Below are 15,285 nucleotides of genomic sequence, written 5' to 3'. Positions count from 1 at the left end.
CGCGAAGGACGAGCCCGGATACGGCGGCGCACACAGGTGTGCTCGCTCGCCGCGCACTGCCTCCCATCCGGACTTTAACCGTCGGTCCAGGAATTCCACCTGGTCAACCGGCCGCTGGAAGCGACCGGGTCGCGGACTATAACCGCCGGTTCGGACTTTCACCGACCCCGGAGTGCGCTGCTACTGGTACAGAGACAGTGTGCCACGCCCGATCGGCATGGCCGCGGACGAAGCGTGTGGGGTGGCTCACAGAACGCGCCGTGCGCCGTGCCGACCGCCGTGCCGTGCGCGGGCGTGGAGGTCCGGCGGCGGGCAAGGGCCGTCGTCACCGCCGCCGGACCGGTCTGCACGGAAGTCAGACACTAAGAGGACTAGACCAGGCAGGTCAACAGGTACGGGGAACAGGCGTGTTCCGCCGGACCGGGCTGAACACCGGCCTGGAGCTGTGGATTTGGTACGACATCCGGGAGGCGTGAGGCGCCTGCCGGCCGCGGGCGGCGGCGGAGGCCTGAGCGCTCCGGCGGGGTGGACAAGTCGGAGGCGTCAGCGCTCCGGCGGGGTGGACACGTCGGAGGCGTCAGCGCTCCGGCGGGGTGGACACGTCGGAGGCGTCAGCGCTCCGGCGGGGTGAACACGTCGGAGGCGTCAGCGCTCCGGCGGGGTGAACAAGTCGTCCTGGGCGCGGTCGCGGGCCGTCGCGAGCGCGCCGCGCAGCACCGCCCGGCCGCCAAGCGCGCTCGCCCTCACCTCGGTGCGGAGCGGGGACATCCGTGCGACGCGCTCCGCCACGCGCGCCGCGAGCGCCTCACCCCCGGCGTGCCCGATCTCACCCCCGAGGACCACGCACCCCGGATCGAGCACGGCCACCACCGAGGCGACTCCGAGGGCGACGCGGTCGGCCAGGGCATCGAGGAAGCGTGAGGCCACGGCGACGTCCTCGACGAGCACACCGCCCGGAGCGCCCTCCCCCACCCGGACGCCTTCGCCGACACCTGCCGGGGAGGCACCCGCCAAGGTCCCACCGTCCGAGGCGGAACCCGCCGCGGAGGCGGTCACCCCCGTGGTCGCTCGTGCCGCCGCCCGTACCAGTCGCGCGGCGACCGGCTCGGCATCTGCTCCCTCCAGGTCGGTCCCCTCCGAGCCGGTGCTCTCTGCCAACAGCCCGTGCTGTTCCGCCAGTTCCGCCACCGCCGTCGCACCGGCCAGGGAGTGGAAGCCGTCCGCGCAGTCCGTGGCCGAGGGGAGGCCCGCGGTGCCCGGGACGGGCAGGAAGCCGATCTCGCCGGTGCCCCCGGAGGCGCCGCGGCGCAGGGTTCCGTCCAGGACGACGGCCGCGCCGGCGCCGTGGCCGAGCCACAGCAGGACGAACGTGTCCCGGTCCCGGGCGGCCCCGTCCCGCTGTTCGGCCAGGGCCGCGAGGTTGGTCTCGTTCTCGACGGTGACCCGCGCCCGCGGCAGCCGCTCCTGCAACACGGCCACCAGCCGGCGGTGCCATTCGGGCAGCCCCGTGGAGTCCCGGAGCTCGCCGGTGCCCGGGTCGATCAGGCCCGGCGCGCCGATGCCGACCGTGTGCAACCGCTCCGCCCCCGCCTCCTTGACCACCCGCTCCACCAGGGCGACCGCCTGCTCAAGCGCCGGCCCGGTGCCGGCGTCCCCGCCGATCGGCACGGACTGCGCGGCCAGTTCCCGGCCCAGCAGGTCGGCGACGATCACGGACACACTCTCGGTGCGGACGTCGAGCGCGGCCAGGTGGGCGCGGTCGGCGACGATGCCGTACAGCCGCGCGTTCGGCCCGCGCCGCTGCTCGCCGGACTCACCGACCACGGTGATCAGGCCGGAGGCCGTCAGCCGGTCGACGAGGTCGGCGACGGTGGGCCGGGACAGACCGGTGAGCTGCTTCAACTGCCCTGCTGTCAGCGGTCCTTGCTGCTGGAGCAGCCGCAGGGCGAGCCGGTCGTTGATGACCCGGGCGGTGCTCGGGGATGCGGGCATGCCGGGAATCCTCCCAGATCTGCGGGCTGCTGCCGTCCGTGCGGGACGCTATCTATCAGGCAGGTTCCCTGATAGTTTACGTCGGCGCGACGGCGCGAGGGGCAACGGCGGTCAGCCCGGGAGGGGCCGGACAATGAGTGCAGTGGTCTACGAACAGCACGAGGTGCGGCGCGCACGGTACGCCGTGGCCGCCGTCTTCGCCGTGCACGGCGCCGTCACCGGCTCGTTCGCGACCCGCGTGCCGTGGATCCAGGACCACGCCGCGGTCAGCCCCGGGCAGCTGGGGCTCGCGCTGGCCTTCCCGGCGCTCGGCGCGTCCCTCGCGATGCCGCTCGCGGGCGGCATCAGCCACCGCTTCGGCGCCCGCAACGCGCTGCGCGGCCTGATCGCCCTGTGGACGCTCGCCCTCGTCCTGCCCTCCCTCGCTCCGAACCTCCTGACCCTCTGCCTCAGCCTGTTCGTCTACGGCGCCACCGCGGGCATGGCGGACGTCGCGATGAACGCCCTCGGGGTGGAGGTCGAGAACCGGCTCGACCGCTCGATCATGTCCGGGCTGCACGGCATGTGGAGCGCCGGCGCCCTGGTCGGCTCGGCGGCCGGCACGGTCGCCGCGCACCTCGGCTCGGACGCGCGGCTGCACCACCTGCTGGCCGCCGCCGTGCTGACCGTGCTGGGCGTCGCCGCCTGCACCTGGGTGCTGGACCTCCAGCCCGCGCAGGACGAGGAGCCGCCGCCGCGGTTCGCACTGCCGCCGAAGTCGGCTCTGCTGATCGGGGCGATCGGGTTCTGCGCGGTGTTCGCGGAGGGCGCGAGCCTGGACTGGTCGGCGGTCTACCTGCGGCACCAGTTGGAGACCTCGGCCGGCCTCGCGGCGGCGTGCACCACGGGCTTCACCCTCACCATGGCGATCGCGCGGATCGCGGGCGACCGGGTGGTGGACCGGTTCGGCGCCGTGCGCACGGTACGGGCGAGCGGCGTGCTGGCGGTCCTGGGCGGCCTGTTCGTCGTCGCGGGGGGCCACCCGGCGGTGGCGATGACCGGGTTCGCGCTGATGGGCCTCGGTATCGCGGTCGTCGTACCGCTGTGCTTCGCCGCGGCCGGCCGCAGCGGCCCGAACCCCAGCCAGGCCATCGCGGGCGTCGCGACCATCACCTACACCTCCGGACTCGTCGCCCCGAGCGCGATCGGCGGACTGGCCCAGGCGACCAGCCTGGTGGTGTCCTTCGGCCTGGTGACCCTGCTGGCGTGCGGCCTGGTCGCCTTCGCGGGGGTGCTCAGGGCGGGCGACCGGAACCGGTCGAAGGTCGGACCCGCGAGCACCGCGGTTCCCGACCCGCGGCCCTGAACGATGTCGTCCCAGCACGTCGTGGCCGTGTTCGGCGCCTCCTTCGTCGCTCGGAACCAACATCCGTCCGGGTCTCCAAGGACCGGCCCGACGTGATCAGCCCGGAACTCCAGATGGAGCATGCCGGGAAGCCGGCGGAAGGTGAGGACATCGAGGTCGTGATGGACCCGATCGTCGACATCGGAAAATCCGGCCGCGCGTTCGACAACCGCAGCATCGCCGACATCATCGACATGGCACGGCTGCTGTGGCTGAAGAAGCAGGGCGTGAGGCACTACACCGGCACCGATATCGACGCCGGGGCCCTGTACCAGATCCTCGACTCCGGTTTCGGCAGCGCACATCCCTGCACCGAGACCTCACGACCTGCCTCCATTACCGGGGCGCTCACGACGCGGTGATCGACGACACGGCGGAGTGCGAGCGTCCCTGGGACGGCTACGTCGAGCGACGGCTGTCCAGTAACGACGACAAGGGCCACAGCTTCCGAGCGGGTGCGGGCGCGATGCCGAAACCCCGGATGGCAACCCGCCCGAAGCGCGTCGTCCAGGCAGAGGCCTCGTGACCTGCGGTCACGTAGACGGGCGGCCGCGGAGTTGAGCCGTGCCGGCCGGGCCGAGTGCCCGGCGTGCGGGGCGACGTGGGTCGTTCGAACGCGGTCTCTAGTGCCGCGTCAGGTGACGTTTGCCCGTCAAGGAGCGGCGTCCGGTGCGTGCTCTGGGGGTCCCCCCTGCTCGAAGAGCTTGGGGGAGTGCCGGCCGGAAGTCCTCGTACTGGACATACTTGGGCTTTCGGCCGGTGCGGCGAGTGGGGGTCCCCCCTGCTCGAAGAGCTTGGGGGAGTGCCGGGCGTCGCGACGGGGCAAACGTTGCCTGCCGCGGCACTAGGCTCGCGGCTGTGCGTGGTGAGGGCTTGGAGGGCCAGAAGGAATCGTTCGGCGAACGGTCACAGTGACCGCAACGCGAACGCACATGATTGTCAGCCGCCGGTGCGGCTTGGCAGGAGGGTGCTCACCGCGCGTTCCAACTCCGTGATGCGGTCGACGAGAGCGGCCGTTTCGATTTCCGGATTGTTGCGGAGCAGCAGCTCGATCTGGGCGAGTCGCTTGGTGATGTCCGCGAGCCGGTCCGTGTCCGAGGGGTGCGCGCGCGTCGCCAGCTGGCGGTTCTTGCGGTACAGATCGAGAAAGACGTTGACTTTGGTGCGCAGCACCCATGGGTCGATGGGCTTGGTGATGAAGTCGGCGGCGCCGATCGCGTATCCCCGGTAGGTGTAGTCGGCGCCCGGCTCGGTTCCCGTTACCAGAATGACGGGCACGTCCTTGGTCTGGTCGAGGCGCTTGATGTTGGCGGCGGTCTCGAAGCCGTCCATGTCGGGCATCCGGACGTCCAGAAGGACGACGGCGAACTCCTGTCGCAGCATCGCCTTCAGCGCTTGCTCCCCCGAACGCGCGTGGACCAGGTGCTGGTGGAGCGGGCCGAGCACGGCCTCGAACGCGATGAGGTTCTCCTCCATGTCGTCCACGATCAGGATGCTGCACTGGTCTTCCGCACTGATGCTCATGGCGCGCCCCTGGGCGGATCGGCGTCCTCGTCCGGGCGGGAGGGTTCGTCGGTGGTGTCCTGGTCCTGCGTCGGCTCCGAGGAGCTGCTCTGCGGGTCGAGCAGATCGCAGATGACCGACAACAGGCGGTCGATGTTCACTGGTTTGGGCACGTAGTCGGAGGCGCCGCTGTCTATCGCCTTCTCGCGGTCCCCGGGCATCGCTTTGGCGGTGAGCGCGATGATCGGCAGGTGTGCGAGACGGGGGGTGCCTCGGATGGCGCGAATCGCCTCGTATCCGTCCATCTCCGGCATCATGATGTCCATCAGGACCAGGGACACCTCGGGGAACCGTTCCAGGACCTCGAGACCCTCCCGGCCGTTCTCCGCGTACTTCACGGTGATGCCGACGCGGCCCAGTACGTGCGTGAGGGCGAAGACGTTGCGGATGTCGTCGTCGATGATGAGGATGCGCCGGCCGGCCAGTACGCGGCCGGGGCGCCCGCTGAGCCATTCCTTGAGCCGGGTCGTCTCCGGCCAGGTGTCCTCGCGGCCGTCTGCGGTCCCCGTGGCTTCCCTGCCCATCAGGTCGTCCGGGCTCAGGCGGCCCGGATCCAGGATGTCGCCGCTCAGGCTCCCCGCGCTGTCGAACACGGGCCCGGGTGGGACGTCTTCGGCGGTGGCTTCCGGCGTCCGGGTCTTTGCGGGAGGAGTGGGCGGAACGTCGACGGTGCGCAGCTCCGCCAGGCGTTGCCCGGTGGTGGCGCCGGGGTAGTGCGAGGGAATGTAGAGGGTGAAGCGGGAGCCCACGCCCAGCTCGCTCTCGGCGATGATCTTGCCGCCGAGCATCCCGGCGATCTCCCGGCTGATGGACAGGCCGAGGCCGGTGCCGCCGTACTTGCGGTTGGTGGTGCCCTCGGACTGCTGGAACGCCTCGAAGATCATCGGAAGCTTCTCGGGGGCGATGCCGATCCCGGTGTCCTTGACGGAGAAGGAGATGATGGCTTCGGCGTTTTTGAGCGTCTCCTCCTCGAACTGTTCCCCCGGCATCCGGTCGACGCGCAGTTCCACGCTGCCGGCGTGGGTGAACTTCAGGGCGTTGGACAGCAGGTTGCGCAGCACCTGCTGGAGGCGCTGCTCGTCGGAGTACAGCTCCGCCGGTACGTCCTCGCCGACGGCGATGTCGAAGCCCAGGCCTCGGTCGATGGTGAGCGGCCGGAACGTGGCGTGGACGTAGTCGAGCAGCTTGACCAGCGGCAGTATGTTCGGGCGCACGTCCATCCGGCCGGCTTCGATCTTCGACAGGTCGAGGATGTCGCTGATCAGCTGGAGCAGGTCCGACCCCGAGCGGTGGATGGTGGTCGCGAACTGCACTTCCTGTTCGGACAGGTTCCCGTCGGGGTTGTCGGCGAGCAGCCGGGCCAGTATCAGCAGCGAGTTGAGCGGGGTGCGCAACTCGTGCGACATGTTCGCCAGGAACTCCGACTTGTACCGCGAGGCGGTCGCGAGCAGGGCGGCTTTCTCCTCCAACTCGGCGTTGGAGCTCTGCAGTTCGTCCGACCGCTCGCGCAACTCGGAGGTGAGGCGCTGGGACTGCGAGAGCAGGGACTCCGTTCGGGAGTTGGCGATGATCGTGTTGATCGAGACGCCGATCGTGTTGGCGAACTGGTCCATGAAGGCCAGGTGCACATCGCTGAACTTGCTGAGCGAGGCCAACTCGATCACGCCGAGCACCTGATCCTCGAAGAGAATCGGCAGGATGACGATGCTGGCCGGGTACGCCATGCCGAGCCCGGAGCTGATGGTGATGTAGTCCGGCGGGACGTCGGTGACGAGGATGCGCTGCTTTTCCTGCGCGGCCTGTGCGATCAGGCCCCGGCCCGGGGTGCCGATACCGGGGAGCGGGCTGCTCTCGCCGGCCTGGTCGGTGCCGTACCCGGCGATGAACTGCAGGCCCTCGCCGTGCGGCGCACCCGCCTCGGCCAGGAAGAAGGCGCCGAACTGCGCGTTCACCAACGGGGTCAGCTCGCGCAGGATCAGGTCGGCGACCTCCACGAGGTCGCGGTGGCCCTGCATGAGGGCGGCCATACGGGTGAGGTTGGACTCCAGCCAGTCCTTGGCGCGGGTGGTCTCGCGGAGGTTGGAGACCATGAGGTTGATGTTGTCCTTCAGTTCGGCGACCTCGCCTTGCGCCTCAACCGTGATGGCGCGGGACATGTCGCCCTGGGTGACCGCGCTGGCCACCTCCGCGATCGCCCGCACCTGGGTGGTGAGGTTGAGGGCCAGCTCGTTGACGTTGGTGGTCAGCCGCTTCCACGTTCCGTAGACTCCCTCCACACGGGCCTGGCCGCCCAGCTGTCCCTCGCTGCCGACCTCCCGGGCGACGCGGGTGACCTCGGAGGAGAACGAGGAGAGTGTGTCGACCATCGTGTTGATGGTCGTCTTCAGTTCCAGGATCTCGCCGCGCGCGTCCACATCGATCTTCTTCGACAGGTCGCCCTGGGCGACGGCCGTGGCGACCTGGGCGATGTTGCGGACCTGCGAGGTCAGGTTGTCCGCCATGAAGTTGACGTTGTCCGTGAGGTCCTTCCACACCCCGGACACCCCGCGGACCTGCGCCCGGCCACCCAGCCGCCCCTCCGTACCGACCTCGCGCGCGACGCGGGTGACCTCGTCCGCGAACGCACGCAGCTGGTCGACCATCGTGTTCACGGTCTCCTTCAGCTGCAGGATCTCGCCGCGCGCGTCCACCGTGATCTTCTTCGACAGGTCACCGTTGGCGGCGGACGTGGTCACCTGGGCGATGTTGCGGACCTGCGAGGTCAGGTTCAACGCCATGAAGTTGACATTGTCGGTCAGCTCTTTCCACACGCCCGAGACCCCGCGGACCTGCGCCTGGCCACCCAGGTTGCCCTCGGTGCCGACCTCGCGGGCCACGCGGGTCACCTCGTCCGCGAACGCCGACAGCTGGTCGACCATCGTGTTGATCGTCGACTTCAACTCCAGGATCTCGCCGCGCGCGTCCACATCGATCTTCTTCGACAGGTCGCCCTGGGCGACGGCCGTGGCGACCTGGGCGATGTTGCGGACCTGCGAGGTCAGGTTGTCCGCCATGAAGTTGACGTTGTCCGTGAGGTCCTTCCACACCCCGGACACCCCGCGGACCTGCGCCCGGCCACCCAGCCGGCCATCGGTACCCACTTCGCGGGCGACGCGGGTCACCTCGTCCGCGAACGCCGACAGCTGGTCGACCATCGTGTTCACGGTCTCCTTCAGCTGCAGGATCTCGCCGCGCGCGTCCACCGTGATCTTCTGGCTCAGATCGCCGTTGGCGACCGCCGTCGTCACCTGGGCGATGTTGCGGACCTGCGAGGTCAGGTTCAACGCCATGAAGTTGACATTGTCGGTCAGCTCTTTCCACACGCCCGAGACCCCGCGAACCTGCGCCTGGCCACCCAGGTTGCCCTCGGTGCCGACCTCGCGGGCGACGCGGGTCACCTCGTCCGCGAACGCCGACAGCTGGTCGACCATCGTGTTGATCGTCGACTTCAACTCCAGGATCTCCCCCTTCGCCTCCACGGTGATCGTCTTGCCGAGGTCGCCCTGGGCGACGGCCGTGGCGACCTGGGCGATGTTGCGGACCTGCGAGGTCAGGTTGTCCGCCATGAAGTTGACGTTGTCCGTGAGGTCCTTCCACACCCCGGACACCCCGCGGACCTGCGCCCGGCCACCCAGCCGGCCATCGGTACCCACTTCGCGGGCGACGCGGGTCACCTCGTCCGCGAACGCCGACAGCTGGTCGACCATCGTGTTCACGGTCTCCTTCAGCTGCAGGATCTCGCCGCGCGCGTCCACCGTGATCTTCTGGCTCAGATCGCCGTTGGCGACCGCCGTCGTCACCTGGGCGATGTTGCGGACCTGCGAGGTCAGGTTCGACGCCATGAAGTTGACATTGTCGGTCAGGTCCTTCCACACGCCCGAGACGCCCGCCACCTGTGCCCGCCCGCCCAGCTGGCCCTCCGTACCAACCTCACGGGACACCCGCGTCACCTCATCCGCGAACGCACGCAGCTGGTCGACCATCGTGTTCACGGTGAGTTTCAGCTCCAGCAGCTCGCCGTTCGCCTCGACCGTGACCTGGCGGGTCAGATCACCGCGCACGACCGACGTGGTCACCACCGCGATGTCGCGCACCTGCGCGGTCAGCCGCGAGGCCATCGTGTTCACGGCCTCGGTCGCATCGCGCCAGTCGCCGACCAGACCCTGCACCGTGGCCTGCCCGCCGAGACGGCCCTCGGTACCGACCTCCCGGGCGACGCGGGTCAGCTCGCCGGTGAACAGCGACAGCTGCTCCACCATCCGGTTCACCCCACGCCCCAGGCGGCGCAGATCGCCGCGAAGCTGGCGCTTGCCGTCGTGCAACTCGGCACGCTGCGTCAGATCACCGCCCGCGACAGCATCCAGGACACGGGTGGCGTTCATGACCGGGACGACCAACGCCTCCAGCAACGTGTTGGCCGCTTCCACGCTCGTGGCCCACGCTCCCTGCCCGGGACTCGCCGCGAGCCGCTCATCCAGCCGTCCCTGCCGCACCACTTCCCGGCGCACCCGCTCAAGCTCCGAGGACAGATGCGCGTTCCGCACGATGATCTGGTTGAGCACCCCCGCCATCTCGGCGAGGACCCCTTCGGACAATCCCTCTGTACGTACAGTGAAGTCGCCGTCGCAAAACGAATTCATGGCCGCGAGCAGCGGACGCAATTCGGTCACTCGTATCCACTCGCCGTCCGAGGCCGGGCCGGGTGGAACGGCGGATGCGGGGCCGGTTTCAACGGGCCCCCGCTCCCGGAGCTCTGGCTCGCGAGAAGCGAGGTCGGGCTGGGTGGCAGGCTTCATGACAACCCATTTCCCTGGCGAGCAAAAAATCCGATTACCTCCCTTTTAGGCTACATTCGCAATGTAGGTTTCGGCATTGGACCGGCCAGGAGTCGCCAGTGAGGTCGTCCCTTGATCTGCACGAACCCGTGTCGCGGATGCGTGTACCCGCCAACGAGCTTGCGGCCTCGGTGGCGCGCAAGTTCCTGCGCGCCGCGCTCCTCGAGCGGACCGCCCGTCAGTTCCCCGGGATGCCGGCGATCAGCGAGCGGCTCCTCGACGACGCCGTGCTCCTCGTCAGCGAGTTGGTCACCAGCGTCGCCACGCAGGCCGCGTTCGAGATCGAAGTGGTCTGCCGCTTCGACGCCAGTCAAGGCTCGCCGGCCGATGCCGCGCAGGGTGGGGCCGGGCGAGTGGGTGTCGTGGTCGAAGCGCTGGACCGGAGCCCATCCGACACCTTCCGTGACGGAAAGGGCAACGACATGCCCGGATACGGCCGGCAGCTGATGCGCGCACTGGCCCAGTCGTGGGGGGTGACCTACCGGCACGCCGAGAAGGCCGTCTGGTTCTGTGTGGAGTGCGCGCTGGAGAGCCCGCCCCAGACCGGACAGCAGGGGATCATCGAAGCCGTCCCCCGTGAGCTGCTGGCCCCCGGGCCCGTTACGGCCGCACCGCAGCGCGACCAATGCCACAGCGTCGAGTGGGCCGAGCGCGAAGGACAGTCGTTCCTCGCCGAGGCCGGCGAGCTCCTCGCCGGACAACTGGACGAAGACATGGTCGCAGCGCTTGCCGGACAGCTCCTGGTCCCCAGGCTCGCCGACTGGTGCGGCGTATGGCTGACCGCCGACAGCACCGAGATGCGGCTCTCCCATGTCTGGCACATGGACGAGCGGCGGATCCATACACTCCGCCTGGCGCTGGAGAATGACCCTCCACCCACCAGGCTGAACACGACCGGCTCCCCGTGGCCCTGGCCCGTCTGCACGGACGCCGAGAAGTGCGGCTCCGCGCTTGCGTTCCCGCTGGTCGCAAATGGGCAGTGCCACGGCACGCTCCTGATCGGCCAGACAGGACTCCCTCGCCTGACCGACGCCGTCGTACGGCTCGCGGAGGACGTGGCCCGGCGGGTGGCCCAGGCGGTGGTCACCGCCCGCCGCTACACCCGGCAGGCGAGCATCAGCCGCACACTCCAGCGCAGCCAGCTCCCCACGTCCCTCGCCGCCATTCCGGGCGTCGACACGGCGATCGTCTACGAGCCCTGCGGTGAGGGCCAGACCGTCGGCGGGGACTTCTACGACCTGTTCCCGATGGGAGACAGCCGCTGGTGCTTCCTGCTCGGCGACGTGTGCGGCCACGACCTGGGGGCGATGTCCGCCACCGGTCTGGCCCGGCACCTCATACGGCTGCTGGCACGTGAGGGCCACGGCGTCGAGTCCCTGCTCAACCGGCTGAACATCGCGATGGCGGAGGAGGCCGCCGAGTCCATGGCATTCGGCAGGGAGCAGGAGGGCTCCCGGTTTCTGAGCCTGCTGTACGGGGAGTTGGAACCGGATGTGGTCGCCGGCGGCACGCGATGCACGATTGCCAGCGCCGGGCACCCGCTTCCGTTGCGGCTGTCGACAGACCGCTCGGTAACTCCGGCCGTGGATCCGCAGATGCTGTTGGGAATCGACAAGCGTCAGGAGTTCCATGCCAGCACCTTCACCCTCGCGCCGGGTGAGACGTTGCTGTGCGTGACCGACGGAGTGACCGAACGCCGCAGCGGTACACGGCAGTTGGACGACAACGACGGCCTGGCGGAGGTGCTTCGGGGATGCGCCGGACTGGGCGCGAAGGCCGTGGCGGAACGGGTCCGGCGAGCCGCTCACGACTTCAGTACCGAACCGATCGACGACGACCTGGCCGTGCTGGTCCTGGAAGCCGTTCCGGTGCTCGGGGCGCGACGGACGCAAGGCTGAACCTGAGACGCGGACGCCATGGCAATGGATTTGAAGGTCCGGGAGCCGGTCGGACGCAGCGCTCATCCCCGGGCACAGGGCACAGCCACCGCCTCGTGCGGTCCTCCGGCCCGTGGCATCTCCTGAAGCGGGGTGTGCCCACGATTCGCCGAGTCCGCATCGACATGTCCCTGCGACAAGCAGTTTCGAAATAGGCTCCGTTCGATTCCTGACCTACGCAGAACCACAGGTCAGGATTGAAAACAGGTGCCGACGGCTTGTGGCAGCACTCGGGTGGCTGACGGGGAGCGCCACGGTGTTGTGCCGGATCCATTCTGCCGGGCGTTCGAGGGCGATCATGGCGGCATCGTCGTCCAACCAGCCTCCCGCGTGTGCGAGCAGGTCGGTGCGCAGGTGCTCCAGGAGTTCCTCGGGGCTCTGCCCGCTCCAGGCGGCAGCGCGTTCAGCGAGGGGATAGAAGTCGCCGCGGGAGTTGCGAGCTTCGGTCACGCCGTCGGTGTACAGCAGGAGCAGGTCGCCCTGCCCGAAGTCGAACGTGTCGACACAGTGACAGGGCGTGTCCAGCTGCAGGCCGAGAGGGGGGCCGGCCTGGTGGGCGCACAGCGCGGTGGCCTGTCCCGGGCGTAGCCGCAGCGGCGGGGGGTGACCACAGTGGACGATCTGGACCGTGGGTGCATGGTCGGGGATGTCGATGAGCATCGCGGTGACGAAGCACTCCTGCGCCAGCTCTTCCTCACCGGGCTCCGTCAAATTCCAGCACACGCTCGCATCCAGGTAGGCGGTGAGTTCCGCCAGGCCCGTCTGCCGGTGGGCGGCCCCTCGGAAGGCGCTCAGCAGGAGCGCGGCGTCGCTCACAGCGGTCAGGCCCTTGCCTCGGACGTCCCCGATGAGCAGCCGGGTACCGTGGGCGGTGCGGGCGGCCGCGTACAGGTCGCCGCCGATCTTCATCTCGTGCTCCGCCGCCAGGTAGACCGCGGCCACGCGCAGGGGCCCCATCTGTGGGGGCAGCGGGCGCAGGACCAGGTTCTGGGCGATCTCGGAGACCTGGCGCACCCGGGTCAGCTCCCGTACCTTCCGCTCCCGCATCCCGGACAGGAGCGCGGCGAAGGCGGAGGCCGCCACCACGGCGAAGATCTGCGTCATGCGCTGCGCCGAGTGGAGGTCTCTGAGAAGGACGGCGAAGATCACCTGGTCCGCCAGGGCCAACGCTCCGGTCAGCGTGGTCAGTTTTGGCCCCAGGGTCACCGCGGCGAGCACCGGCGCGACGATCAGGAGCGGTCCGACGTGCGGGTGGCCGGGAGTGGCCAGGTTGATCGTGGTGATCACCACGATCAACGCAAGCGGAACAGCAACCAGGCCACGCGCCTCGTACCACGGCCGGCGACGGCTTGCTGGGCACTTTTCGGAGGGCATACTTCCATGTACCCGCCGTTGCGGCCGACCGCCGTCCGGCTTCCGCCGGCACGGTCACCGCGTCCAGCCCGACCTCGTACACCGGCCAGATCGGGCGGTGGTGTCGGCGGGCCGTACGAACTGCACCGGTACTGGCCGATGTCGCTGACGAACAGATCCGGCCGCGACACCGACCCCCGCCCCGGCCATGCAACCGACGTGGGCGAGAAGGTCGGTACGCAGGCGGCGGATCAGTACCGACGGGCTCTCATACGCCCAGTCGGCGGCGCGCTCGGCGCGTCCCGGGCCTGGGCCGCCGCTTCCGGGGGCGCCGGGAACTCCCAGGTGGCGGTGGAGCCGGCGGGCGGTGTGTGCAGCCGGGCGATCAGCAGGGTCGCCTCCTTCTCGGGTGCCTGGGGCAGCAGGTGCCGTAGCACAGCGCATCCGGTCCGCGCGGTGACCAGTCTTCCCGTGTGGCGGCCTGCACCTGGTCGCGGAGCCGCCGCAGCCGCTCCTCGGTGCCACCGCGACAGAGACGGCAACGGGAACGGGCGCGAACGGCGACTGAAACAGCTTCGCCGCGCCCGGCACGTGTCCGTCAGCGCGCGTTCCCCTCCTTACGCCACTGAGTCGTCGTACCTCGTCGTGCCCTCGTCCAGCAGCGCTCCCTGCGGCGTGCCCGCAGCCTTGGAGAGCCAACGGAGGGAGTGGTAGCCGGTGAGCACCAGGAGGGTGCCCAGCGCGATGCCGCTGAGCTCGAAGTTGTCGGTGATCTTCAGCGACACGCCGCCGATGCCGACGATGACGCCGGCGGCGGCCGGAATCAGGTTGAGCGGCTGGCTGAAGTCAACCTTGTTGCGGACCCAGATCTGAGCGCCGAGCAGACCGATCATGCCGTAAAGGATGACAGTGATTCCGCCCAGCACACCGCCCGGGATGGCCGCGACGAACGCCCCGAACTTCGGGCACAGACCGAAGAGGAGCGCGAAGAACGCGGCGCACATGTAGGCGGCGGTCGAGTAGACGCGGGTGGCGGCCATGACGCCGATGTTCTCGGCGTACGTGGTCGTGGCTGGGCCACCGGCGACCGTGGAGATCATGGTGGCCGCGCCGTCCGCGGCGATGGCAGTGCCGAGCTTGTTGTCGAGAGAGTCGCCGGTCATCTCGCCGACCGCCTTGATGTGGCCCGTGTTCTCGGCTACCAGAGCGATCAGGACAGGGAGGGCGACGACGATCGCCGACGCGCTGAACGAGGGCGCGTGCATGTGGGGGAAGCCGATCCAGGCGGCTTCCTTGACCGAGCTCAGGTCGAGACGCCAGTGGTCCACGACCTTGCCGCTGCCGTTAGCGGAGTGGATCTTGCCCAGGGCGAGGTCAAGGATCCAGGAGAGCGCGTAACCGAAGACCAGCCCCAGGAAAATGGCGATACGTGACCAGAATCCGCGCAGGACGACGAGCGCGAGGCCGGTGAACAGCATCGTGGCGAGCGCCGTCCACTGGTCCTGCGGCCAGTAGGTCCCCGCAGCCACCGGAGCGAGGTTGAAGCCGATCAGCATGACGACGGCGCCCGTCACCGCCGGCGGCAACACCGCATGGATGACCCGCGCGCCCAGGAACTGGACCACGACACCGACCACGGCCAGGGCGAGGCCCACCACAAACAGCGCGCCGGTGAGTTCCGCCGGCCCACCGCCCTGGCTTCCGATGACAGCGGCGACACCGACGAAGGAGAGCGACGATCCCAGGTAGCTCGGGACCCGTCCGCGCGTCATGACCAGGAACAGCAGGGTCGCGACACCCGAGGCCATGAGGCCAAGGCTCGGGTTGAGCCCCATGAGCACCGGGGCGACAAAACAGGCACCGATCATCGAGACGACATGCTGCGCACCCAACCCGATCGTCCGGGTCCAGGTGAGCCGCTCGTCGGGCTTGACGACCTCACCTGGTTTCAGATGGCGACCATCCCCGTGCAGCTTCCACCCGAAACCGGACATTCAACACTCTCCATTCGTGTACTTGCCGAACGGAAAGTACAAGATCAGCGGTCGGTCATTCGCACCACCCCCGGTGCCGGGCCCACCCGACTGTCATCCGCGTGACCTGGCCCGCTTGCCGAGGACCTACCGGGTTGCACGTCGACAATGGTACGAGGACGCGTTCGTACACCCAGTTCAGTGATGCA

The 15,285-nt window shown here is 69.3% G+C and carries 9 protein-coding genes and 1 riboswitch; of the genes, 3 read left to right on the top strand and 6 right to left on the bottom strand.

The annotated features are described in order from the left end of the window. Positions 1 to 49: 49 nt before the first annotated feature. A riboswitch (FMN riboswitch) is annotated at positions 50 to 180 on the bottom strand. Between the two features lie 465 nt (positions 181 to 645). Next, a complete protein-coding gene (locus tag ACTYVM_RS08180; RefSeq protein WP_445525247.1) occupies positions 646 to 1,992 on the bottom strand; it encodes an ROK family transcriptional regulator in 1,347 nt (448 codons plus the stop codon). Positions 1,993 to 2,125: 133 nt separating this feature from the next. Between ACTYVM_RS08180 and ACTYVM_RS08175 the strand changes: the two genes are divergently transcribed. Further along, positions 2,126 to 3,337: an MFS transporter gene (locus ACTYVM_RS08175; protein ID WP_445525246.1), complete on the top strand. Its 1,212-nt coding sequence runs from the start codon at positions 2,126 to 2,128 to the stop codon at positions 3,335 to 3,337. Between the two features lie 92 nt (positions 3,338 to 3,429). Further along, positions 3,430 to 3,738, top strand: coding sequence for a hypothetical protein (locus ACTYVM_RS08170; RefSeq protein WP_445525245.1), 309 nt, complete (start codon positions 3,430 to 3,432; stop codon positions 3,736 to 3,738). 577 nt (positions 3,739 to 4,315) lie between these two features. Here ACTYVM_RS08170 and ACTYVM_RS08165 read toward each other — a convergent pair. Together ACTYVM_RS08165 and ACTYVM_RS08160 are read right to left on the bottom strand one after the other, a co-directional pair. Then, positions 4,316 to 4,900, bottom strand: coding sequence for a response regulator (locus tag ACTYVM_RS08165; protein ID WP_445525244.1), 585 nt, complete (start codon positions 4,898 to 4,900; stop codon positions 4,316 to 4,318). After that, a complete protein-coding gene (locus ACTYVM_RS08160; protein ID WP_445525267.1) occupies positions 4,897 to 9,618 on the bottom strand; it encodes a HAMP domain-containing protein in 4,722 nt (1,573 codons plus the stop codon). The genes ACTYVM_RS08165 and ACTYVM_RS08160 overlap by 4 nt, the downstream gene beginning before the upstream one ends. Before the next feature lie 293 nt (positions 9,619 to 9,911). On the opposite strand from ACTYVM_RS08160, the gene ACTYVM_RS08155 reads away from it, so the two are divergent. Further along, complete coding sequence (locus ACTYVM_RS08155; RefSeq protein WP_445525243.1) at positions 9,912 to 11,711, top strand: SpoIIE family protein phosphatase; 1,800 nt, start codon at positions 9,912 to 9,914, stop codon at positions 11,709 to 11,711. Between the two features lie 213 nt (positions 11,712 to 11,924). Here the strand turns inward: ACTYVM_RS08155 and ACTYVM_RS08150 are convergent, their stop codons facing one another. The 3 genes from ACTYVM_RS08150 to ACTYVM_RS08140 all read right to left on the bottom strand — a co-directional run bounded on the left by ACTYVM_RS08150 (position 11,925) and on the right by ACTYVM_RS08140 (position 15,097). Continuing rightward, positions 11,925 to 13,037: a PP2C family protein-serine/threonine phosphatase gene (locus ACTYVM_RS08150; RefSeq protein WP_445525242.1), complete on the bottom strand. Its 1,113-nt coding sequence runs from the start codon at positions 13,035 to 13,037 to the stop codon at positions 11,925 to 11,927. A 317-nt stretch (positions 13,038 to 13,354) separates the two neighbouring features. Then, a complete protein-coding gene (locus ACTYVM_RS08145) occupies positions 13,355 to 13,540 on the bottom strand; it encodes a hypothetical protein (RefSeq protein WP_445525241.1) in 186 nt (61 codons plus the stop codon). Between the two features lie 180 nt (positions 13,541 to 13,720). Beyond that, complete coding sequence (locus ACTYVM_RS08140) at positions 13,721 to 15,097, bottom strand: uracil-xanthine permease family protein (RefSeq protein ID WP_445525240.1); 1,377 nt, start codon at positions 15,095 to 15,097, stop codon at positions 13,721 to 13,723. Positions 15,098 to 15,285: the final 188 nt, after the last annotated feature.

The sequence above is a fragment of the Streptomyces cyslabdanicus genome (assembly GCF_052663305.1).
The sequence above is the reverse complement of the archived record's forward strand: the minus strand, read 5'-3'. Positions and strand labels throughout refer to the sequence as shown.

What these genes read in the sequence shown, in the direction of transcription:
- ACTYVM_RS08180 (WP_445525247.1), bottom strand. Translation starts at nt 1,992, where the DNA reads ATGCCCGCATCCCCGAGCACCGCCCGGGTCATCAACGACCGGCTCGCC.
- ACTYVM_RS08175 (WP_445525246.1), top strand. Translation starts at nt 2,126, where the DNA reads ATGAGTGCAGTGGTCTACGAACAGCACGAGGTGCGGCGCGCACGGTAC.
- ACTYVM_RS08165 (WP_445525244.1), bottom strand. Translation starts at nt 4,900, where the DNA reads ATGAGCATCAGTGCGGAAGACCAGTGCAGCATCCTGATCGTGGACGAC.
- ACTYVM_RS08160 (WP_445525267.1), bottom strand. Translation starts at nt 9,618, where the DNA reads ATGAATTCGTTTTGCGACGGCGACTTCACTGTACGTACAGAGGGATTG.
- ACTYVM_RS08155 (WP_445525243.1), top strand. Translation starts at nt 9,912, where the DNA reads ATGCGTGTACCCGCCAACGAGCTTGCGGCCTCGGTGGCGCGCAAGTTC.
- ACTYVM_RS08140 (WP_445525240.1), bottom strand. Translation starts at nt 15,097, where the DNA reads ATGTCCGGTTTCGGGTGGAAGCTGCACGGGGATGGTCGCCATCTGAAA.